Annotated in this window: 21 protein-coding genes, 2 tRNA genes and 4 pseudogenes; 8 read left to right on the top strand and 19 right to left on the bottom strand. The window is 49.0% G+C overall.

What is annotated here, in order from left to right; all coding sequences use genetic code 11:
* The first annotated feature begins 354 nt into the window (after window positions 1–354).
* From gap to JCM15764_RS08375, 7 genes and pseudogenes are all read left to right on the top strand, one after another.
* Window positions 355–1,352: pseudogene (gene gap, locus JCM15764_RS08405) on the top strand (type I glyceraldehyde-3-phosphate dehydrogenase).
* A 92-nt stretch (window positions 1,353–1,444) separates the two neighbouring features.
* Window positions 1,445–2,642: pseudogene (locus JCM15764_RS08400) on the top strand (phosphoglycerate kinase).
* Between the two features lie 34 nt (window positions 2,643–2,676).
* Window positions 2,677–3,432 carry a triose-phosphate isomerase gene (gene tpiA / locus JCM15764_RS08395; protein WP_054694615.1) on the top strand — a complete coding sequence of 252 codons (756 nt, stop codon included), beginning with the start codon at window positions 2,677–2,679 and terminating at the stop codon, window positions 3,430–3,432.
* A 65-nt stretch (window positions 3,433–3,497) separates the two neighbouring features.
* On the top strand, window positions 3,498–3,884 hold the full coding sequence (gene secG / locus JCM15764_RS08390; RefSeq protein ID WP_054694611.1) for a preprotein translocase subunit SecG: 387 nt from the start codon (window positions 3,498–3,500) through the stop codon (window positions 3,882–3,884).
* A 56-nt stretch (window positions 3,885–3,940) separates the two neighbouring features.
* Window positions 3,941–4,027 (top strand) — tRNA-Leu (locus JCM15764_RS08385).
* 188 nt (window positions 4,028–4,215) lie between these two features.
* Window positions 4,216–4,896 (top strand): Slp family lipoprotein, encoded by a 681-nt coding sequence (locus tag JCM15764_RS08380; RefSeq protein WP_243688605.1) that lies wholly within the window; start codon window positions 4,216–4,218, stop codon window positions 4,894–4,896.
* A gap of 18 nt (window positions 4,897–4,914) precedes the next feature.
* Window positions 4,915–5,001, top strand: a tRNA-Leu gene (locus JCM15764_RS08375).
* Between the two features lie 81 nt (window positions 5,002–5,082).
* Here the strand turns inward: JCM15764_RS08375 and JCM15764_RS22475 are convergent.
* From JCM15764_RS22475 to sppA, 7 genes and pseudogenes are all read right to left on the bottom strand, one after another.
* Window positions 5,083–5,247 carry a cupin domain-containing protein gene (locus tag JCM15764_RS22475; RefSeq protein WP_243688621.1) on the bottom strand — a complete coding sequence of 55 codons (165 nt, stop codon included), beginning with the start codon at window positions 5,245–5,247 and terminating at the stop codon, window positions 5,083–5,085.
* A 193-nt stretch (window positions 5,248–5,440) separates the two neighbouring features.
* Window positions 5,441–6,301, bottom strand: coding sequence for a hypothetical protein (locus JCM15764_RS22470; RefSeq protein ID WP_243688604.1), 861 nt, complete (start codon window positions 6,299–6,301; stop codon window positions 5,441–5,443).
* Window positions 6,298–7,326: a permease gene (locus tag JCM15764_RS22465; RefSeq protein ID WP_243688603.1), complete on the bottom strand. Its 1,029-nt coding sequence runs from the start codon at window positions 7,324–7,326 to the stop codon at window positions 6,298–6,300. The genes JCM15764_RS22470 and JCM15764_RS22465 overlap by 4 nt, the downstream gene beginning before the upstream one ends.
* Window positions 7,327–7,568: 242 nt before the next feature.
* Window positions 7,569–8,405: a M24 family metallopeptidase gene (locus JCM15764_RS08365; RefSeq protein ID WP_243688620.1), complete on the bottom strand. Its 837-nt coding sequence runs from the start codon at window positions 8,403–8,405 to the stop codon at window positions 7,569–7,571.
* Window positions 8,406–8,677 (bottom strand): annotated as a pseudogene (locus JCM15764_RS29455) (aminopeptidase P family N-terminal domain-containing protein); the annotation flags it as partial.
* Between the two features lie 94 nt (window positions 8,678–8,771).
* On the bottom strand, window positions 8,772–9,818 hold the full coding sequence (locus JCM15764_RS08360; protein WP_054694607.1) for an acyl-CoA thioesterase: 1,047 nt from the start codon (window positions 9,816–9,818) through the stop codon (window positions 8,772–8,774).
* A 32-nt stretch (window positions 9,819–9,850) separates the two neighbouring features.
* A pseudogene (gene sppA / locus JCM15764_RS08355) lies at window positions 9,851–10,745 on the bottom strand (signal peptide peptidase SppA).
* Between the two features lie 89 nt (window positions 10,746–10,834).
* On the opposite strand from sppA, the gene JCM15764_RS08350 reads away from it, so the two are divergent.
* Window positions 10,835–11,305 carry a YfcE family phosphodiesterase gene (locus JCM15764_RS08350; RefSeq protein ID WP_054694604.1) on the top strand — a complete coding sequence of 157 codons (471 nt, stop codon included), beginning with the start codon at window positions 10,835–10,837 and terminating at the stop codon, window positions 11,303–11,305.
* A gap of 6 nt (window positions 11,306–11,311) precedes the next feature.
* Here the strand turns inward: JCM15764_RS08350 and JCM15764_RS08345 are convergent, their stop codons facing one another.
* The 12 genes from JCM15764_RS08345 to JCM15764_RS08300 all read right to left on the bottom strand — a co-directional run bounded on the left by JCM15764_RS08345 (window position 11,312) and on the right by JCM15764_RS08300 (window position 20,654).
* Window positions 11,312–11,614, bottom strand: a complete 303-nt coding sequence (locus JCM15764_RS08345) for a hypothetical protein (RefSeq protein ID WP_243688602.1) — start codon at window positions 11,612–11,614, stop codon at window positions 11,312–11,314.
* Between the two features lie 122 nt (window positions 11,615–11,736).
* Window positions 11,737–12,120, bottom strand: a complete 384-nt coding sequence (locus JCM15764_RS08340; protein WP_012647980.1) for a response regulator transcription factor — start codon at window positions 12,118–12,120, stop codon at window positions 11,737–11,739.
* Between the two features lie 31 nt (window positions 12,121–12,151).
* Window positions 12,152–12,973: an ABC transporter substrate-binding protein gene (locus JCM15764_RS08335; protein ID WP_369412282.1), complete on the bottom strand. Its 822-nt coding sequence runs from the start codon at window positions 12,971–12,973 to the stop codon at window positions 12,152–12,154.
* A 142-nt stretch (window positions 12,974–13,115) separates the two neighbouring features.
* Complete coding sequence (locus JCM15764_RS08330; protein ID WP_054694595.1) at window positions 13,116–15,221, bottom strand: hypothetical protein; 2,106 nt, start codon at window positions 15,219–15,221, stop codon at window positions 13,116–13,118.
* Between the two features lie 35 nt (window positions 15,222–15,256).
* Window positions 15,257–16,252 (bottom strand): DmsE family decaheme c-type cytochrome, encoded by a 996-nt coding sequence (locus JCM15764_RS08325; RefSeq protein ID WP_054694592.1) that lies wholly within the window; start codon window positions 16,250–16,252, stop codon window positions 15,257–15,259.
* Window positions 16,253–17,083, bottom strand: a complete 831-nt coding sequence (locus tag JCM15764_RS08320; protein WP_243688600.1) for an ABC transporter ATP-binding protein — start codon at window positions 17,081–17,083, stop codon at window positions 16,253–16,255.
* A 22-nt stretch (window positions 17,084–17,105) separates the two neighbouring features.
* A complete protein-coding gene (locus tag JCM15764_RS08315) occupies window positions 17,106–17,543 on the bottom strand; it encodes a hypothetical protein (protein ID WP_054694585.1) in 438 nt (145 codons plus the stop codon).
* Between the two features lie 68 nt (window positions 17,544–17,611).
* The gene (locus tag JCM15764_RS22455) at window positions 17,612–17,713 is read right to left on the bottom strand and encodes a twin-arginine translocase TatA/TatE family subunit (RefSeq protein WP_243688599.1); all 102 of its coding nucleotides are present in this window, start codon (window positions 17,711–17,713) and stop codon (window positions 17,612–17,614) included.
* Between the two features lie 7 nt (window positions 17,714–17,720).
* Window positions 17,721–18,470: a tetratricopeptide repeat protein gene (locus JCM15764_RS08310; protein ID WP_243688598.1), complete on the bottom strand. Its 750-nt coding sequence runs from the start codon at window positions 18,468–18,470 to the stop codon at window positions 17,721–17,723.
* Window positions 18,471–18,749: 279 nt separating this feature from the next.
* Window positions 18,750–19,091, bottom strand: a complete 342-nt coding sequence (locus JCM15764_RS28045) for a hypothetical protein (protein ID WP_369412281.1) — start codon at window positions 19,089–19,091, stop codon at window positions 18,750–18,752.
* Entirely contained in the window at window positions 19,049–19,519 is a 471-nt protein-coding gene (locus JCM15764_RS28040; protein WP_369412280.1) for a hypothetical protein, read from the bottom strand. The genes JCM15764_RS28045 and JCM15764_RS28040 overlap by 43 nt, the downstream gene beginning before the upstream one ends.
* A complete protein-coding gene (locus JCM15764_RS08300; RefSeq protein WP_054694582.1) occupies window positions 19,497–20,654 on the bottom strand; it encodes an acetoin utilization protein AcuC in 1,158 nt (385 codons plus the stop codon). The genes JCM15764_RS28040 and JCM15764_RS08300 overlap by 23 nt, the downstream gene beginning before the upstream one ends.
* Between the last annotated feature and the right edge of the window lie 174 nt (window positions 20,655–20,828).

The raw sequence follows: 20,828 nt of genomic DNA, 5'->3' as shown, positions 1-20,828 counted from the left end.
CCTTTCTGAATCCGATAATATCCAGACCTGCACTGACTAGAATAGTCAGAAACAGGATCAGAAACGAGAAAAGTATAATTCGTTTTTCGAGAGTTCTTTTCATTTTGCTCTGATTTAGGCTATTTTTAAGCAGAAGCATAATATTACCACAAATGCCTCTGAGAAAAAGATGAATTTTTTTCAGGGTCTGGCACCTTGCCCATTATTCCGCATGTGGACCTTGTTGATAGATTTTACATTTTTTGAATTTATTAAATAAAATCTTGACCATAGAGCCTTTATTTGTTAAATAATTTGAGTTATGAGTAAGTACTTATAAATTACTCTAATTAATCTCTCTACTAGGAGGCAACAATGGCTTTAAGGGTTGCAATCAATGGTTTTGGCAGGATTGGACGCTCCGTTCTCAGGGCGGCTGTCAATGAGAAAGGGATCGAATTTGTCGCAATAAACGATCTCACAGACGCTAAGACACTGGCTCATCTTCTTAAATATGACTCCGTACATGGAATTTTTCCCGGTAAAGTAGAGGCAAAGGAAAACGCGCTTGTTGTAAATGGTATCACCATCAAGATTTATGCAGTCAGAAACCCGGCTGAGCTGCTTGGAAAGACGAAAAGGTAGATGTGGTTCTGGAATCCACCGGACTCTTCACTGCCCGGGAAAAAGCCGAGTTGCATCTGCAGGCGGGCGCAAAGAAAGTAATCATCTCCGCCCCTGCTACCAATGAAGACATCACCGTCGTCATGGGTGTCAACCATCAACTCTATGATGCAAAAAAACACAATATCATTTCCAATGCCTCCTGTACAACCAACTGTTTGGCGCCGGTAGCAAAGGTGCTTCAGGAAACGTTCGGTATTGAAAAAGGCCTGGTAACAACCATCCATTCCTACACCAATGATCAGAACATCCTGGATCTACCCCACAAGGATCTCCGCCGAGCAAGAGCTGCCGCCATGTCCATGATCCCCACCACAACCGGCGCAGCAAAGGCTGTATCACTGGTGCTTCCCGAACTGAAAGGCAAACTGGACGGCATGGCTATCCGTGTTCCAACCCCCAACGTCTCAGTGGTAGACCTGGTAGTAACACTTTCCAAAAAGACGGATGCCAACGAGATCAATGCCGCACTGAAAAAGGCTGCCGAAGGCCCACTAAAAGGTATTCTCGGATATTCGGATGAACCGCTGGTATCCATCGATTATAATGGCAACCCCCTTTCCTCAATAGTTGATAGCCTCAGCACCAAAGTTATCGAAGGAAATATGGCCAAGGTTATCTCCTGGTATGACAATGAAAGTGGTTTTTCACAACGGGTCGTGGACCTGATGAAGATTCTGCTGCCTTAAGTCATTCACTGCCACGCTTCAAGCAAAGGGGGAAATTTTCCCCTTTTGTTTTGCCCAGTGGCCAAGAACCATTTTCACATGAGGAGGGGATGATGTCTATTCTGTACATTGACGAGATCAAGGATTTACGTGAAAAACTTGTATTTATACGAGTCGATTTTAACGTCCCGCAGGACGATAATGGGAATATAACTGAAGACACACGAATTGTTGGCGCTGTGCCGACCATAAAATACGCCATTGAGAATGGGGCAAAGGTGATCCTCGCCTCTCATCTCGGCAGACCGAAGGGTGAGAAAAAGCCGAAATATACAATGGCCCCTGCGGCACGACGCCTGTCGGAACTGCTGGGGAAAGAGGTGAAACAAGCTTCCGATTGCTTCGGCCCTGATGTCGACGCCATGGTTGCTGCCCTCCAGCCCGGCGATGTCCTCATGCTGGAGAATGTGCGATTTTACCCGGGCGAGGAAAAGAACGACCCCGACTTCGCCTGTACACTGGCAAATGGCTGCGAGATCTATGTGAACGATGCATTCGCAGTGTCGCATAGGGCCCATGCCTCGGTACATGCCATTACAAAATGCATTCCCGTTATTGCAGCAGGATTCCTGATGAAGAATGAGATGACTTTTTCGAAAAGCGATGACCAGCCCGGTCCGTCCGTTGGCGGCCATTCTCGGAGGAGCAAAGGTTTCAGGCAAGCTGGAGGTTCTCGAGACGCTGGTCGGCAAGGTCGACATAATAATAATCGGCGGTGGAATGGCATTCACTTTTCTTAAAGCTCGGGGCCTTTCGGTAGGGAAGTCTTTAGTAGAAGACGATTTGATCGACACTGCGAAAAGGATCCTCGACAACGCTGCGAAAAGGGGCATTGAATTCTTACTCCCCGAAGATTGCGTAGTCGCCGACAGGTTTGCCGCCGATGCCGACTGCAAGACCGTTTCAGTTAATGACATCCCCTCTGAATGGATGGCCCTTGATGTCGGCCCCGCATCAACAGCGCGTTTCTCAGATGCCTTGAAAGAAGCTAAAACCGTAATATGGAACGGTCCGATGGGAGTTTTCGAGATGGACCGTTTCGCCAAGGGGACATTTGCCTTCGCCAATGTCGTTGCCGGTCTCAAGAATGCAACCACCATCATTGGCGGTGGAGATACCGACTCCGCAGTCCGCAAAGCCGGAGTAGCCGATAAAGTCAGCTATATCTCCACCGGCGGCGGTGCATTCCTTGAACTGCTTGAAGGAAAGAAGCTGCCCGGCGTCGAAGTCCTTGAGCAGAGCGGGAAATAACACAATCTTGCACTAAAGCATTTATGGAGGACATATGAGAACGCCTGTGATTGCTGGAAATTGGAAGCTTTACAAAACTGCGGGCCAGGCACTCGAACTGGTTGGCGGCCTGCTCCCGCTTGTCGCCCAGACTAAAGGGGTTGAAATTGTTGTCGCTCCTGTATTTACCGTACTTGGCAAAGTTGCCGATGCTCTCGCCGGGTCGAACATTCATCTTTCTGCCCAGGATTGTTTTTGGGAGGAAGAAGGAGCCTTTACCGGCGAAATTTCGAGCACCATGCTGATTGATGCGGGCTGCAGCCATGTCATTATCGGCCATTCGGAGCGCAGACAATTCTTCGGTGAAACGGATGATACGGTAAATAAAAAAATCAAAGCTGCCATCAAGGCAGGTTTGACCGTTTTATTCTGCATTGGTGAGACTCTCCAGGAACGTGAGGGGGAGCAGACCTTCGATGTCCTGAAGCGTCAGGTTACACAGGGGCTGAGGGACCTATCCCAGGAACAGCTGAAAAAAGTGATTATTGCCTACGAACCAGTCTGGGCCATCGGTACAGGAAAAACTGCCACTGACAGCCAGGCTCAGGAAGCTCATCAATTCATTCGTGGTGTTATCGCAGGTTTATATGACAAGGATGCAGCAGAAGAAATTCGAATTCTTTACGGTGGAAGTGTAAAACCGGAAAACATCGGTGGCTTGATGGCCCAAGCCGATATCGACGGAGCCCTGGTTGGCGGAGCAAGTCTCAAGGCCGATTCATTCGCAGCCATTGCCAAGTTGGGTAAATAACCCTTGGCTTTTGCTGTGCAATTATGTTAAAAGAGTCTTTTATCATTTCGGAGGAAAAAGCGTAGATGACCACTCTATTAGTTATTTTGCACATCATTGTCTCTCTGGCTTTGATAGTAATCGTTCTCCTGCAGTCCGGAAAAGGCGCAGAAATGGGCGCATCCTTCGGTGCCGGAGGAAGTCAATCTGTCTTCGGTGCAGGGGGTGGTACTACCTTTCTCAGCAAGCTGACCACCAGCGCAGCCATCATTTTCATGCTGACTTCACTTACCCTTGCTTTTCTCTCAGGCAAAGGTGGAAGCTCATCCATAATGTCCTCCAAACAAAAAGCCAAACCAGCACAGCAGGTGCCTGCACAAGCGCCTGCACAGAAGCAGCCATCGGGCCAGCCGTTGACGAGTCAACCTCCACAGACTCAACCGACGCCACAGGCCCCGGTTACACCGAAATAATCTAATAATTTTTATTGACTTGATGGTTGGTTAATGATAAAAGAGTTTTCTTCCTTGCCGAAGTGGTGGAATTGGTAGACACGCCATCTTGAGGGGGTGGTGGGCGACAGCCCGTGCGAGTTCGATTCTCGCCTTCGGCACCAACTATAAATTTTAAAAAGGCTTTCTCGTGTGCAATAGCACAGGAGAAAGCCTTTTTTTTAAGTTGACACCCTCCCACTGGAACCCCTTTTAATTTACTCCAAAAAAATTCTTCAAGCTCATATATCTGCTAATGTAATCTTCTAAAATATCATGGCAGGCATCATCACAATTCCCACTGCAGGTTCGGTTGCACTGGAATCCAAAGCAGACAAATTTCAAAAAATTGGATATAATGAAAGCGTCTTGCAATTTTATGGAGGGAACGATGGATAAACTAAGTCTTTTGTTGGTTCTGGCCCTGACCCTTCCCGGTTGCGCCCATGTCATAAGCGAAGAAACCAGGAAACAGGTTGATAAAAATATTGATTTCAGTGATGTAAAAATGAGTGCGGATGCGTTCATCGGCAAGAAGATACTGGTTGGTGGGAAAATTGCTGGTGTCAGGAATTATAATGAAGGGGGGCGAATGGAGGTAGTACAGTTCACCTTGGACAATACCGGATTCCCCATTGAAGTCTCAAGATCTGCCGGTCGCTTCATTGCCACCAGTCCTGATTTTATTGATCCGATCATCTACAAGGCCGGCAGGCTCGTCACCTTGGCCGGAGAAGTCAAGGGCAAAAAAACCGGGACAGTTGACGGCGCAGAATATACGTTCCCAGTTATCGGCATAAAAGAAATTTTCGCATGGAAACAGAATGAAGACGAAAAAGGATTCACTCCCCCGCCCCTTCTTTCTATAATAATTACAACCCCTATGACTTCAGCCACGATGTTCCGCTCTGGTACCGCCCGACCGGACCGGTCTTCCGCCAATGATTTCAAAATCAAAAATATAATTTTGCTTGCAGAGTGCCAAAAAGAATGATATACAGATTGTCTCATTGCCGAAGTGGCGGAATTGGTAGACGCGCTAGATTCAGGTTCTAGTGGGGGTTCCCTCGTGCTGGTTCGATTCCAGTCTTCGGCACCATGAAAAGATCAAGGGCTTGCGAACATTCGCAAGCCCTTTTCTTGTTTGCTTTTTATCTTTGCTGATTTTCCAGTACCTGCCTTAGTCGCCTTGCCCGGTAATTGACGCAATTACCAAGTTGTCGCTGGAAGAATTCCTTATGCCGTGGTCTTCCAAAGCAGGCACCACGACAATTTGACCGACACCGATGGGCTGTGATTTTTTGCCGCAAAGAAGCTCCCCCTTACCTTCTATCACCGTCCAGATGTGGCTGCCATGGTGGGTATGGGTAATAACCTCCTGCCCCGGCTTCAGGCAGAGCAGGCTGACCTTGGCATGGTCATCACTCCAGATGATTTCATGATGCCTCTTTTCATCGTTGAACTTTTTTCAGCTTGGCTACTTCGAATACCTCTGCCATTTTTCCTCCTTTTCCAGGTTTTGATTCATAACGTTTTTTTTATGCCTTGTGAAAAATCTTCAGTACCCTGCCGATTAACGCCGAGGCTTTATTGAAAAAATCTGAGCCATTAGCCACTTTTATCTCTTTCTGATATTCGCCATAACTGGAAAATGTTGCACCCAGTTTCGAAGAAAGCTGATTGGCCGCACCCATATCATGCTCGTCACCTTCTCCGGCCCCAGCTATAATAAGTAATCCCTTGCCGTCAGAAGAGAAATCGCTGAGCGCCCTGATCTCGTCATCTTTCAATCTGCTATCGGCTGTGGATTCACCGAAAATCATCCAAATCTGGCTATAATCGGCAAGGTGTTTGTTGGTCAGATGGTGTGTTTGGCTGCGATCGATAACTTTAACGGTGAAGCCATGTTTCTGCAGGGCATTCTGCAGGGGTTCAAACTTGATCGTACCATTTCCGCCATGGCGCCAGCTACCATAGATGAGAATTGTTTTTTTCGAATTGATTCCGTCCTGTTCGAGCCATTGGGCAGCATTGGAAAAATAAATAAGGTTATCAAGCCGGGCGGCATCTTTAAGACGGTCCAGAGCAGCGTCGAAAATAATCCCGCCTTGCCCGCCAATGGGATCGCTGTCGGCAACGGCGATCGTCCTCCTGTCCTTGACGTCCAGGATAACCCTCACATTGGGTCCTTTCTTTTCAATAACTGCCGACGGCCCACCCGAAAGATGCCCCACCCCTCTGAACAGTGCATTGCCAGTATCTACACCTGGCACAAAGACAAGAACCTTGGACCCATAGGCAATAAGAATCGTGCCGACGATACAGATCACCAGATACAGGACGAAGACACGCTTTTTGAAAACGGACCAGAAGAGCGCCAAGGTAGGTATAGCAGTCACAGGCCCGCCGACAATGAAGCTAGAGCAGCGCCAGAATCCAAAGTGCCATGGAGAGAGCTCTTGATGTGGGCAAGAATGCTGGAGGCGCTGATCTGGTGCAAGAAAAGCGGGACCGAGCCAAGAGTCACCCAGACGATGCTTAAAGGATCCCTGCTGCCGAAGAGATGGTATATCCACTGGTAAGGCATGTATCTTTCGACAATGGAACCGACTGCAACGCCCAACAGGATATACTTACCTACAGGCCAGTACATTTCTGCCGATTTGGCGAGGAAAATGAGGAATTTGTTGCTGGTCTTTACAGCCACCCTGTTGCCGAATTTCTCCCGGCAATTACAGCGTAGCCTCTCGTCCGGATAGTCATCATCGTGAAAATCGCCACGGACTATAGCCCCTTCAACGAAAAGCTCCTTGGTCTTGAACCCCCTGTTCCGGAGCAGGTGGGCCACCAGTCCGGCAAAAACCCCCATGGCATAGGCAGAAACCGTCCTGATGACTGTCCATTCCGGTCCCAGGTCGTTGAGAGTAAGGAGAAATGCAGAGGGACTCAGCAGCGGAGAGGTGACAAGTAGAGACATGACTGGAGCTAGCGGCAGCCCGGCAAAGAGCAGGCTTATGGCAGTAGTAAGAGTACCGCAGGCGCAAAGGGGGGTGATGATGCCGATGAGAGAGGCAAGAAAGACACTGGCGATACCATAGCGTCGAAGAGAAGCCTGAAGCTTCACAGCCACTTTGTAGGTCCGCAGGTAACCGCCCAGAAGCAGACCGACAAGGAAGTAAGGCAATATATCCCAGAGCTCTGCCAGGATGCCATGATTGTTGAAAACAAGGTCCAGCAACTCCCCCCAGAGGAGAAGTGGGAAAGCTTTATCAACAGCGTCACCGGCAGCCCAATGGCCGCTTGGACCGTATGTCCAGACATGCCAGACAATCAGGCTCAAGGATGCAGCTATCATCCACAACAATGTCCGATTGGCTGCTTTGGACGATGCCCCGTGAACCCCACATGCATCAGCTTTCTTCATAAAAGACAGGCCCAAGTTCATTTCAGTGTTCCGTTCTGAGTAAAATAATCTCAGATATATAACCGGTTTTTTGCGCAGCAGTCAACGCAAGAACTGAATCAGGAGTATGAAAATGGATTTTTATGATCAGTAGACAACTTTAAAGGGAGGAAATAAGCTGCAGTTCAATAGATGGGGGCACTGGCTCTGGATCGGGGGCAACAACTGGAGATGGACCAGGCTGTTGCCCCACGGCATTTGAACTAAAGACTTATCATTTCGTCAGCCATGTCGGTGATCTTTATTCCCCCACCGCTACTCACAGCAAAAGTGTTCTCAATACCCACCGCACCCAGCCCGGGCAAGACGAATTTGGGTTCTATGGCTATTGTCTGTCCAGCCTGAAGTGGGACCTTGAATCCCTGAGCCAGCACTGGATACTCGTCCAGCTCCAGCCCGACACCGTGACCAACGAAACGCGCATTTTCACCAGGTGCCCCCATGAAGTTGCGGCCGAGGCCGGCATCTTCAGCCATGGATGCAGCAACAAGAAAAAGGTCTTCACAGATCATTCCGGGCTTCAGATTTTCGACCAGGTATTGCTGAATGGCAATTGCGGTGGCAAAGGCTTTTTCCAGCTCGGGCTTCGGTTGGCCAAAAACAAACATTCGCGTCATATCCACAATATAGCCGTTGAAAACACCTGTGTAATCAAGAAGAACCGGGCTGCCGGCGACAATCTTTTCCACAGAAGAACCTTGGGGAGAGGCGGCAGAAAGTCCACGACCGCTTACCGCACCGTCAAAAAAGCCCGGCTTGTCGGAGGTGGCACCGCTGACAGCCAGTCCGTGGAAGAGTTCCTGGTTGAAGGCACGCATTCTTACATATCCTTCTCCCCCGGCTTTCCTGAGTCGGCACTCAAATTCCGCCGCCAGGTCGAGCTCTCGCATGCCCTCCTTGAGGAATTCAGGCACCTGGGCAAACACACTGCACAGGCAGTCGCCGCTATGGCGCATCTGTTCCAGCTCCCACTCTGACTTTACCGAACGAAGTTCCCGGTTGATTGGTGAAATATCCGTAAATTCGCGTCCAGGCAACATCTTTGAATAGTACTGATACTGCTGCACTGGCAAAATGTCAAAGGTGAAACCTATTCTTTTGATCTGGGGATCGAACAGGTTGGGGAATTCCCTGCTTGACGGAAAAGGCCTGGTATCTTCGATGAGACTCTCGGCAGTAGCCTGGCATAGCTCTTACGCACCAAGAGCATGGGATTACCTTCAGTGGGAACCCAGAGGGTTGAATTCTGGCGGGTGCCGGTAAAGTAATAGACATCAATGGGATAGACGAACAGTGCCCCATCCAGTTCCATTTTATTCAACGCCTTCTGCAACCTGATGATCCGTTGTTCCGATTCCATCTTTATCAGCATGCGTTATTTCCCCCGTTTTCAATCACTACCCATCTCATATTATTGAATGATGCTCGACCACGGCCTGATAGCTGCGGTGTGCTGCCAGATAGCGGCCATCCTCTGCATAGGTTGTCGGAAATACCTGTGGCACAGGCTGGTGATTCAACTTGTCATCCACATTGACAAAGGTAAAGAGGCAGGAATTTGAAAGCGCGCTTGCCGTGCGGTCGCGGCTGATACGCTCGATGCCAGCCTCGACGCAGACGAAACTGCCATTTGTATAGACGACTCTAGAGGTAAAATGCAGCTTGTCCCCCATCCGCACCGGATGAAAAAAATTGATGCGGTTGACGGCGGCAATTATGGAACGGTTGGGCGCAACAAGTTCGGAACAGATGGCGGAAAGCTCATAGGCACGCCTGATCAGATACCCACCGAAAATCTTTTGCGGCACATTCTCTTGTTCGGGATACATACGTTCCCAGGCATCTGTCACCAGCCGCCCAGCCAAATGCCCGCAAAAGCCCGGATTTTCCTGGGCATCATGGAGCCGGGTTAGCATTTCATACTCTTTTCGGCTTGGTGGCTCGTGCAGGGCTGCCTGCTGTTGCTTGTACTCCTGCCTGCGAGCGACAGCCTTGCCAAAACGTTCCTTTTCATGGCCGTCAGCATAATCAAGGGGCGGCAAAGCAACGCTCACCGCCCCTTCCCCCATTCCGGAGCGGGCAACCATGGTGAAATAGCAGGAAGCGATATGATTTGCAGGTTCGCCAGGCTGTTCAACACGGATCCCCACCTCTATGGATGACTTGCCGACATGATTGATGCGGGCGTGGCAGACTATATCCCTGGTCACATCTGCTGGGCGGCGGACGAAGATATTGTCGATGGCAGCCGTAACCACCCTCGCCTCCGGATGAAAGCGATTCACATACTTAAGGGAGGCTTCCTCCGCCACCTTGTCCAAAACCTCAAGGAGAAGCCCAAAGCGAAGGTTGCCAAGCAGCGGCTCGTCTACCACCATGAAACGGCGACGCAGCTTAAGGTCGCTTGAAAGCGGCAAGGTTTGGTAGAAAGAGGTTTCAGCAGGTGTGGTCATATGAACTCCTGAATAATACTTCCTATTCGTGTTTAATATCCATAGTTGCCATTCATCTCATAATTCACGGTCAGCCCTTTTTCCTGAACTGCAAAACTGCTTATCCTCTCCGCTGCCGATTCCACCAACAAATCGAGAAATACCTTTTTTTTCTTCGGTGGGCGGATGATTTCAGGTTCTCCCTTGATTCCTCCAGCCTGCCGGCCTCTTCCACCGCATCCTGCAGGGTTCCGAGCTGGTCAACCAGCTTGAGCGCAAGGGCCTGTTCACCTGAATAGATCCGGCCATTGGCCAGGGTCCGAACCTCTTCCACCGGCAGTTTCCTGCTTCGGCAACGGCTTTTATAAACTGCCCATGGGTGCTGTCAATAACACTTTGCAGCATCTCTTTTTCCTGGTCGGTCATGGTCCTGGCAGGTGAACCCACATCTTTGAACTTGCCGGTTTTCAAGGTGAAGGCCTTCATGCCGACCTTGTCCATCAGCCCCTCAATATTGGAAAACTTCATCAATACACCAATGCTGCCGGTAATGGTTCCGGGATTGGCAAATATTTTTGATGCCGGCACAGCAATATAGTACCCTCCTGAGGCAGCAAGACTTCCCATGGAAACAACCACTTTCTTTTTCAAATTGAGTTTCTTCACCGCGTCATGAATCTCCTGGGAAGGACCCACTACACCGCCGGGAGAATCTATTCTAAGGACGACAGCCTTCACCTTTTCGTTTTTTCGTAAAGCCTGCAGCTGTTTTACCGTTTCCTGGGAATCAAGGATAATTCCTTTCACCTCTATAAGGCCTACGCCTTCACTATGGGTGACTTCATCCGTATCGGAAAGAAGGCTCTTCAGAACGAAGACTGAAATCAGGGAAAAAAGTATCGTCATGACTACGACAGCCAGTGCAACAAGGAGCCACTTATTTTTCATAAAATTCCCAGAATTCCCTTGCCATCAAGAGTGGCAATATCATACGATTAAAGCGAAACATTCGAAACAACAAAGGGTTAAAGACGGTCATGAATATACTGTTGCTTTCAGATACCCACGGTAATTATCCTTTGGCAATTAAAGCCGTCGACGAAGCTGGTCCGGTGGATCATATCATCCATCTGGGTGACGGACTGGAGGATGCGGCGATTGTCGAGGATATTACCGGGCTACCCATGACCAAGGTTATCGGTAACTGTGACTTCAGCAGCTCAGCAGTCAAAGACGCTATCATAAGCCTTGCAGGCCAGAGCATCTTTATCACCCATGGCCACAGATACAGCGTCAAATCCGGATTGGATGGCCTTTACCGAAAGGCCTTGGATGGAGGTGCATCCGTTGTTCTCTTCGGGCACACTCATCTCCCTCTGATAGAGAATGTGCACGAGGTACTGTTTATAAACCCCGGCTGCCTCAGTCAAAGTTGCCAGAACACCACCTATGCCCTGCTCAGTATAATTTGCGGAAAGGTGACCGCAAGAATCGTCCCTGTTGCCTGAGAAAGATTAGCACCCACAGCCGCAATTATGACAGACCTTGCGGTTATGTGCTTCCGGCGCAATGGTTTCGGGGGCAAATGCCACCCTGTTCACGGCCCGCTTCAGATCTTCCATAAGATCAAGGTTGGGACTTTTGTCAATGATGTGTCCGACACATGTATTGCCGATATTGTCGGCAGGTGAGGATATTCTTACGGCGTTAAGCACATCCGCATAGCTGTTCACGTTAATGACCATCTCATTATTCTGAGCATGCTGCAATTTTATGCCGAATTTCTGCAGATCATCGGTCAACTCAATCAGGAACATTTGGAAATACGCACTGGAAGTATCTACCTTCCAGTCAGGTCTAATGTGATCCTGCCGGTAAAATGTAATCAATATATCTTTTCCTGCCATCTACAAACCTCACCTTTTGTCGTTTTGTTGTTTCAGCTCGCCGCTTTCCTTTGCATAGAGCTGAAGATCATGTTAAGCACGTCTTTTTGCTTGGCTTCATACTTGTTAAGCACGGCAAGGCATGTCCCCATGGGAAAGTGCTCGTGAAGGTAATCGGCATCCCGGCCAGACAGGATGACAATCCTGTTTTTGTCGATTCCGGCATCGGTAGCATATTTGAATATCTTGGCGCCATCCAGCATGGGCATTTCCAGGTCCACCAGCAACAGATCGATCTTTTGCTTCCTGATGGCATTCAAGGCTTTGACCGGACTGGTACAGGTTTCCACATCTAAAAGTGGATAGTAGGTTTTTATATAATTACCCAGAATATCCAGGAAAGTGGCGTCATCGTCAACTATCAAAATTTTACCCATTAAAACCTCTGATCCCTTTTGCAACTTTCAATTACTTTACAATCTTGGTCGAAATATTCAACACCTGGATAGGAACATTCAGGTCAAGCAACTTGGCAGCTTTCAAATTTATCACCAGATCTACTTTTTTCGGTGTCGCCACAGGAATCTGCCCCTGCTTCTTTCCCTGAAGGATAGCTGATACACATTCTCCGGCCAGCTGTCCCTGCTCGTAGGTATTAATTTCCAGTGTAACCAGAGCACCTTTGTCGGCGGCTTCAGGTATATGGGAAATCACTGGAATACCGTGATCCCTGGCCCTTAAAATGACTTTTTCCAGGCTGCGAGTCACCAGCGTGCTTTCGGCAGCATAGATAAAATCGACACCCGATGAGGTCAAGGTACCAAGTGCCGAATCCAGCATATTAGCCGAAGACACATTAAGCTCAACCACCGAAAAACCCATTTGTGCAGCTAGACGTCTTATCTCTTTCAGCTGGATTACGGAACCGATTTCCCTTCCATTGTACAGAATACCCAGCGATTTGATGTGTTTGATGTCATTGGCTGCTTTTATCAGGGTGATCATTGGCACTTTGGAGCTGACACCGGTGAGATTTCTGCCGGGAGCAGCCATGCTTCGTGTGACACCGGCTTCAACAGGCCCATAGACATCGACAAAGACAATGGGAATATTATCCACTTCCCGAATGGCTGCAAGGGTAACCGGTGCTCCATAGGTAATTATGATGTCGGAACCGATGCCGTTGAATTTTCTGATGGTGTTTGCCCAGGAAATGGGGTCAGGGTTTGGTGTCTGAACGACCAGTTCTACTTTACTCTGGTCAAGGCCCTTCAGGGCCAGAGTTTTCACTAAAGCCCGGTGGGATTCTTTATAGCGGGTGATGTCGCTTGTCAGAACTGCCGCAACAAGCTTCCTGCCGGCATATGACGGTAAAACACATGTCAATAACAGTAAAAACAGTATCAGATAAAAACAGCTTCTCACAGGCACTCTACCATTTGGCACTCACGTAAGCCGTTATGGAATGAACCGTTCCATCGAATTGGGAATAAAATTTATCATAGTAATCCTGCAACATATATTCCATCGAGCAGGTCAGGTTTCTGGTAAACCTGTAATTGCCACGGGCAGAAAAGGAGGTCTCAACCGTTTTTGACCGTGAAAGCTCGGTAATACCGCTTGTGTATCCATAAGGATCAGGAAATGTCTTGTTTTCAGGCTTGAACTCCGAGAGCGAGTGCACCTCCTGCAAGGTCAGGGAAAGATCCGCTTTTTCGGTGAATCGATAGGCCGTACCCAAAGAATAAAGATGGGACGCGGACCTGTAATTGGATGCTGCCAGGCTGCCATCTCCGGTTATGGAAAACATCATTCCCTGATCCATATCGTTTTGCAGAAACCCGTAACTGGCGGTAACAGTAAGTTTTGGAAAAGGGCTGAACCACACGGCGGTCGTGAAGTTGTGGGTGGTCTTGTCTCTGGATAAAAGGGGAGAGAACTGGGTGTATTCAACGGGAGGGGTGGAGGAACTAATAACCCTTCTTTGAATCTCATCATTGAATTCTCGGCTGTTGCGATAGCTTGCCGTGAAGCCGAGCCTTCCGGATAGGTTGTAGTTGGAGGTCAATTCCCCTTCATGCTTCCGGGCGAAAGACGTGCCGTATGATGGGTGGTCGGTTGAGGTATAGCCATAACGGGCAGTCACCCTGAGTCCCTTCAAGGGGCGACTGATAACGGAAATCGACCCCTTGTGGGTACTCTCGTTTTCATTGAGATACCAGTTGAGGGTTTCGTCAAGGTAATGAACCAGGTTGCGATGCAGGAATTCACCTTTGTATTCACCCTTGATCGTAAGCTGGTTGATGGGACGAAACAACAGAGTCGCCAGAATTACGTCCTTTTCTGTGCTAATGGAAGGGCGAACAGCCAGGATGTTATCGATAAAAAAACTGTTGGTGATGGTGGAGGGGTTGCTGTTCTCCACCTCCTGCCGCCGGTATTTAAACCCTAACGACAGCTCCTTGAACGGCGTATAAACCAGATCACCTGCGTAATTATGCAGATTTGCCGAAGTCTGATCGGCTCCCGTGGTGTCGTTCAACCGTGACAGGTTGTCCCTCTTGCCGTAGGTGTATGATCCTGCCCCCACAAGGCCGCCTGCCAGTGAAGTGTGTAATTTAACCGTATGGGCAAAATAACGGCTGTCCGTATCTTCATTATGTTCCTGTACACCAGACCTGTGAATGCTGTCAAAGATATTGCGCTCGACATAATTATCCCTGAGTTGTTCGGCTTTATTGCTGAACTGCCTGATCTGGAAGTTGTATATCAGGTCGATCGGACCCAGATGAGTATCGAAGCCTATCTTGCCCTCATGTGTCTCACGGTTTACGGATCTGGACCTGGCAAAGAAGTTGTTCAGCGTCCCTTCAAAGGCAATATCAGCAAAGCGGATCTGACTTGTACCTTCTTTTACCATGCGCCAGTAGCCCAAGTTCACATGCAGTGGAAAGTCATGGATTTTGTAACGCAGGCTGGCCGAATCCTGCTCGGTTTTCAGGCCATACCCGGTCAGGGAAGAATCCTGATGGGGAATATAAGCGATACCTGGAAAATCAATCGGTTCGCTGAATAGTGTTTCTCCGGTCGTATTGTGAAACAGAGCCTCGGTGCGCAGATGAAAGCGGTATTCACCGGCATAGTCGAAATTCAGATCGCCATAATAATCTTTGTCGTTAAGATAGTTACCATCCAGGGTAAATTTAAGGTCCTGCCCCAGCCTGTTGTAACTGGCACCGCCAATAATACCTGAGTGCAGATAATTGTATTTGGAAGCGCGTCCGCCATAGTTGTCGACGGTCAGAAATCTGTATCCGGTGTATCCCTCCAGCAAAGAATGGGTCTCTGCAGCTTTTGCAGGAAATGCCTCTTGCAGCAGGGCTTCATCCAGCTCCAATAATTCGGAGCCGTCAGCAAGATGGTTTTCTGTCTCGGTCGAAGTATCTGGTTTCTCCGAAGCCAAGGCATTGATAACAGAGAGATTTAAAGTGACGAATGCTGCCGCAAGCAAACAGGTCAATCTTAAGAGCTTTATCACCAGCAATCTCCTTCTGCGCAAACGGAACGGTTTTTTTACTGACGCATTGTGCCCAGGCCGGTTACACCAGTTGACGGAATATCACTTCCATGAATCTGTGAATGGCAATCTGTGCAGCGATTGGAAAAGAGCTGTTTTGTTCCAGTGGTTCCAGCCATATGCCCTGCGTGGCACTGCAGGCAAAGAAACGGCATCGTTGTATTCAGAAGCTGGTTGTTGGTTGACCCGTGGGGGGAATGGCAATTGTTGCAATTCTCAGTGACATCGCCATGCTCGAAGACGAAGGGACCCTGTTTCTCCATGTGGCATTTCGTACATGTTTCCTTTGGAGTATCGCCTTTAAGAAGGCTTTCCTGTGTGGACCCGTGGACATCATGACAGTCGGCACAGGCCATCTTTTTCTCCACCAGGGGGTGATGTGAATACAAGTTGTTTTCAATCCTTACCTGTGGATGGCAGCCATAGCATAGCTCTGCCATTTCTTCATGCTTGACTTTCTGCTGTGGCCCCTGATGCAGCTTATGGCAATCAAGGCAACTCACGTCACTCAATGCGTGGGCACTGGCATTCCAGTGGGCCAGGGTCGGGATGGAAGCTGCGGAATGGCATTTAAGACAGATAAGTGACTGGGCCTGGGCGGGGAGGTTCAGAATATTGAGGAATGTCTTGGAATCGCATTTTGTTTTCCTGGCGTCGTTCAATTCAGGGTCTTCAGGAAGGTCCATTATGGCAAGGCTTCCCGGACCATGGCAAGATTCGCAGTTGACCAGCGGCAGTCCTGTTCCCGGTTTTATCTGCTCACCATGGACGCTGTGCCTGAAATCGTCGGTTATCTTGTCATGGGCATGGCATTTGGCAACGCAATTGTCGGTTCCCACATAATCCGCATCAAACCTGCCGACGATCATTCTTTCATAGTCAGAAACCGGCAGAAGCGGTTTTGTCTGCTTCAGCTGGGAACAGGCTGCCGACAGCACAGCAACAGCCACGGCAATGAAAACACGGCACAGCATTCCCCTGTTGACTGTCATCTAATCCCCTCGTATTCCCTTGGTTGTCGTGTAGATGAAACCCTTTACGATCGGATTCTCACTCTTTTTGATCTGTGCCGGAGAGCCTACCTCGATAATCTTGCCTCCATGCATCATGGCAATACGGTCAGAAATGTAGAGTGCAAAGTTCAAGTCATGAGTGACTATAACGGTCGTATTTTTGGTGGTTTCCTTGAGCTTCAGGATGGTGTTGGCAAGCTCGTCGGTAGTCACCGGGTCCAACTCGGCAGTAGGCTCGTCGTAAAGTATCAGATCAGGGTTCATGGCCAGGGAACGGGCAATGGCAACCCTTTTTTTCATCCCTCCCGAAAGTTCGGAGGTCCTCAAATTTTCCGTGTCCTGCAGCCCTACCTTTTCCAGTTTTTCAGTTATGATCTGCCTGATCCTCACTTCCTTGCAGATACGCTTTTCGCGCAACCAAAGACCGACGTTTTCGCCAACTGTCAGGGAATTAAAAAGCGCAGAGGACTGAAAGACCATACTGTAGCGGTAGTCTCTGATGGAGTTGCTTTTAATCCTGTTGAAAATGGGATTGCCGTCAATATAGATCTCACCGCTGTCGGGTGTTTCAAGCTTTACCACATGTTTCAATAAAACACTTTTCCCGGTGCCGGACGGACCGATTATACTGAAGGTTTCACCGGCCTTTATCTCCAGATCGATGTCCTGGAGAACGTGCTTTTCACCAAAATACTTGTTCAGTTTGTCGATCCTGATGTCTACACCACGGGTGTCATTAAGGTTGACATTGCATTCCATCTCATTGTCAAAGATGGAACCGGTGAGGCCATGCTTTATTTTTTCAAACACAGAAGCTCCCATGGGACTAAACTTAAAACAGATATTTATGTCTGTTGGTAAAATAATGCTTGTGGCGGTAGATAAACTGGGTCAGAAGAAGAATGGCCAACGAAGCGGCAATATTATTAGTCCACAATGACTCCAGTTGGACCCTGGAACCGATTAGCTTTTCAACCTCCTGGGGCTTTATGAATGTGAGATTGATTATGGTGTTGACCACCTGGAACAGGTTGTAAAGAATCAGCATGTACCACGTAAGCAATTGACGCTTCATCGTTCCAAGAAAAAGGTACAGACACATCAGACAGTCCATGAAAACCAGCACCTTGGCCGAAGAATCTGTATAGATATCGCCTAAGAACGGATAAGGATTGCCGAAGGTTGAAACAGAAACCAGGAAAAAAAAGAAATAGAGCCCGGTCAGAAGTGTCAATCCCAAAGGGCGGCGCAATTCTTCACTGTCTACCATCAAAATATCCTTTTAAGGGGGGTGAACTCCTGTACTGCCTGTCGTGCCCGATGTTACAATGGAACATTTCACTTGTTTTTCCTGTTCATATCGCTGATGGCCACACAACCGAATATTGTAACCATTACCAGGGCTATGAACAGCCAGTCTCCCGAGCTAAAACCGAACATAAATCTCCTAATACAGCTGGTCTAATGCAGCACGGGCCTCGCCATAGGCCGGATTAATTGTGAGTGCTTCCTGCAGATATTCTTCCGCATATTTGGGCATTGCCATGTTCTTGCAGCATAACGCCAGGTAGTAATATAATTCCGGCAGGGGAAACTGCTGGCAGAAAGCGGCATCATCGATAATATCCTGGTAAATGGCCGCCGACTCTTCGTACTGGCCTGCCTCAAAGAGAGACATGGCCACCGCCACGGCTTCCAGATAATCGACTACTGGTATGCGCGGGAATTCGCCCGCCTCGATTTTTTTGAGACGTGCCTCCAGCTTTTCAGCCTCAACTTTGTCGATCTCTGAAATGATCCCGCTCCAGCAGGACAATGCCTTATCATACTTCCCAAGCAGATAGTAGACCTCGCCCAAGGTATTTCGTGCAGGCAGATGCTGAGGATCAAACTGACGTGCCTTTTCGAGAAAATCCGCTGCACGGTAAAGGGAAACTGTCGAAAGATGCAAGGCGGAAAGTCTCAACCCTTTGTCCAGCAAAGTCTTGCCGATCTCGAAGGGAAACTGCGCATTTTCCGGCTCAATCAAGGCAAATATCTTCAGATAATTTATTTTTCTGTCCAGGTATGTGACTTCCACATCTTTTTGATCCAGCATGACAATGTGGCTTGCCAGTTCGGAAAGGTAGTGGGGATAGGCTTGCTGCAACAGGCTCGCATAATTGCTGCTGCCGACGGCATCCGGGTTGGCCCGCAAAAGCTGGTATATGCCCTACCCACCGCGTCATAACCGGGTGAAGAAGCGCCAAGGGCAGAGTGATCCTCTGGGAGTAGCGGAATGGGCATACTGCCAATGGGAATATGAATCTTGCCATCTAGTCCGTCAAGGATGGCGTCTGCCGAAGGTTCGTAATAAGCTATTCCTGTAACGGGTGTCATATCGGTGATGGTTAAGCGTCTGATGGTCATTTCTCCAGTCTGTCCCTCTCGGGAAAGGTATTGACGCCGGCTGAGCGGCCAATCATCTTGTATATTTTCACATCATCCACGGCTCATCCATAATACCGTCATGGATGGACCAGCTGCGGCCAAGGGCTGTTGCCGCCATTTCCTGACGGCGAAAGGGAGTCGAGTTATCAAGTCTTGCATACAACATGCCCCCCGGCTTGAATCCATCGTTTATATCCTGCATCAATCGCTTGCCCGTAATGTAATCGAATCCGTATTTTTCATAACGCAGGGCATTGTCATAGGTCAACGGCTCGGCCACGATCATTTCCATCCCCAAACCATCCACAAACAACTCCAGAAGAGTGAAAACTTCCCGGAACATCCTCAGGCCACGATGGGTCTGGTTGGGGAAAAGACCGGCCTCCATGGCCTGATTTCCTCCGGGATGTTCCTGCCGGTGCTGGCAAAGCAGTTGTCTTCGCCCGATTCGTCCTTGTCCACATTATAACGTGGTGCGGACAGGTCGTTGATGATGCAGAAGGATAGTTCCATCTGCCGGTATTGGGTGTCTGCCAGTTCAAGAAAAAAGACCCGTTCCTTGTCGGCAGAATTAATTCTGGCTTCAATTCGCATGAGGCCCAAGCCGCGGGGTGCAATAAATTCAATTTTTGCATTACCCTCTGCCTCGCCAAAGGTTCCCGGCCTGATCCCAAGCACATGATAAAGCCGGTCAGGAATGAGCCTTGAATATATTCTTTTTTTCTCCACGGCATCAAGAAAACTGATGTCTCTCAGGGAAAAGAGAGCATTCCCCCTTAAATCGGTCAGCTGCTCATTTCCCGGAAGTTTGGCCATATGGTCCGATAATCACAGGAAAAATGGATTTTCTTACTTTGGCAATGGTCCTTTCAATGGCATCCAATGCCCGATTGCGGTCATCATCTTCCGCCCAGTGCATTGCATCCAGAAGCATCCTGTGCGGGAACCCCATCTGCCTGATCATTTCCACGAAGGGCCCCGGCAGAGATGGAGCCAGGTCCTTGCCGTTCATCACTGCCCAAACTATTGTCCAGGCCCGTGCCACGTTCATGTTGTCGTATCCCCCTCCCCCCACCGCCAACCAGGGGATTTGCAGTGCCTTTAATTTTCTGACAATGTACGAGTAGGCGTGGGTGGTTGTCTCCAGCTTTGTCAAGGGATCGGTGCGAAAGGTATCGGCTCCCATCTGGGTTACCAGCACATCCGGGTCAAATGCAGCGATCAGAGGGAATGCAACCTCATCAAAGGCCTTCATGTAGATGGCATCGTCGGTATGTTCCAGAAGTGGCACATTGACTGTATATCCGGTGCCTGCCCCTGTACCGATCTCTTCTTCAAAACCGGTACCAGGGAAAAAATATATCCCGCTCTGGTGAAGGGAGATTGTCAAAACCTGATCATTTTCGTAAAAAGCCTCCTGAACCCCATCACCATGATGGGCATCCAGGTCGAGGTAAACCACCCTCTTTCCTTGGGCAAGGAGGTAGTTGATGGCAACAGCAGCGTCATTCAGGTAGGAAAAACCCGAAGCCTTGCTGCGGTGCGCATGATGCCAACCACCGGCAAGATTGAATGCAGCTTTGTAACCTTCCTCGACGATCAGCCGGGCACCTTCCAGAGTGCCTGCCGTTCCCATGCATGCCCAATCAAACACACCTTTAAAAACAGGGTTTTCAGTATCACCAAGACCATAACGGAAATCGGCCCTGGATTCTTCTGCGGCACTGAATTCCTTCAACCTGGCCAGATAATCTTGGGAATGGAAGGTCAGCAACTGTTCATCGGTAATGGTGCCACAACGGCATACGCTGACGTCGGGAAGACATGTAAGTCCATAGGCATGAATAAGCTCGTAGGCTAGCTTATACCGCTGGACTTTGAATGGATGATCAGTCCCATAACAGTAGGAGCCACAGTCCGGCGAATAGATCAGGGCGGTTCTGGCGGTCAAAGGTCTCTCCGGCTGTCGCCACAGTGGCGAACTATCGTGAATTGTTGAGAATTTACAATGTAAGCTTTTAAGCGTCAACAACTATTTCCGCTCATGCAGTCATGTTTTTAGGCACTGGGGGTGAATTTTTAAGCACTTGGCAGATAAAAAAGAAAGCTACTGAAAGTTTATCCC

Origin of the sequence: Geotalea toluenoxydans JCM 15764, from assembly GCF_001311985.1 — a bacterium.
Classification (GTDB): domain Bacteria; phylum Desulfobacterota; class Desulfuromonadia; order Geobacterales; family Geobacteraceae; genus Geotalea; species Geotalea toluenoxydans.
This window is presented reverse-complemented; position numbering and strand designations above follow the sequence as displayed.

Bases quoted from the DNA above. Each gene is read 5' to 3' on its own strand.
- JCM15764_RS22465 (WP_243688603.1), bottom strand. From the start codon at position 7,326: ATGAAGAAAGCTGATGCATGTGGGGTTCACGGGGCATCGTCCAAAGCA.
- JCM15764_RS08365 (WP_243688620.1), bottom strand. From the start codon at position 8,405: ATGTTGCCTGGACGCGAATTTACGGATATTTCACCAATCAACCGGGAA.
- JCM15764_RS08360 (WP_054694607.1), bottom strand. From the start codon at position 9,818: ATGACCACACCTGCTGAAACCTCTTTCTACCAAACCTTGCCGCTTTCA.
- JCM15764_RS08325 (WP_054694592.1), bottom strand. From the start codon at position 16,252: ATGACAGTCAACAGGGGAATGCTGTGCCGTGTTTTCATTGCCGTGGCT.
- JCM15764_RS28045 (WP_369412281.1), bottom strand. From the start codon at position 19,091: ATGGAGGCCGGTCTTTTCCCCAACCAGACCCATCGTGGCCTGAGGATG.
- JCM15764_RS08315 (WP_054694585.1), bottom strand. From the start codon at position 17,543: ATGGTAGACAGTGAAGAATTGCGCCGCCCTTTGGGATTGACACTTCTG.
- JCM15764_RS22455 (WP_243688599.1), bottom strand. From the start codon at position 17,713: ATGTTCGGTTTTAGCTCGGGAGACTGGCTGTTCATAGCCCTGGTAATG.
- JCM15764_RS28040 (WP_369412280.1), bottom strand. From the start codon at position 19,519: ATGGCCAAACTTCCGGGAAATGAGCAGCTGACCGATTTAAGGGGGAAT.
- JCM15764_RS08345 (WP_243688602.1), bottom strand. From the start codon at position 11,614: ATGTTCCTGATTGAGTTGACCGATGATCTGCAGAAATTCGGCATAAAA.
- tpiA (WP_054694615.1), top strand. From the start codon at position 2,677: ATGAGAACGCCTGTGATTGCTGGAAATTGGAAGCTTTACAAAACTGCG.
- JCM15764_RS08350 (WP_054694604.1), top strand. From the start codon at position 10,835: ATGAATATACTGTTGCTTTCAGATACCCACGGTAATTATCCTTTGGCA.
- JCM15764_RS08340 (WP_012647980.1), bottom strand. From the start codon at position 12,120: ATGGGTAAAATTTTGATAGTTGACGATGACGCCACTTTCCTGGATATT.
- secG (WP_054694611.1), top strand. From the start codon at position 3,498: ATGACCACTCTATTAGTTATTTTGCACATCATTGTCTCTCTGGCTTTG.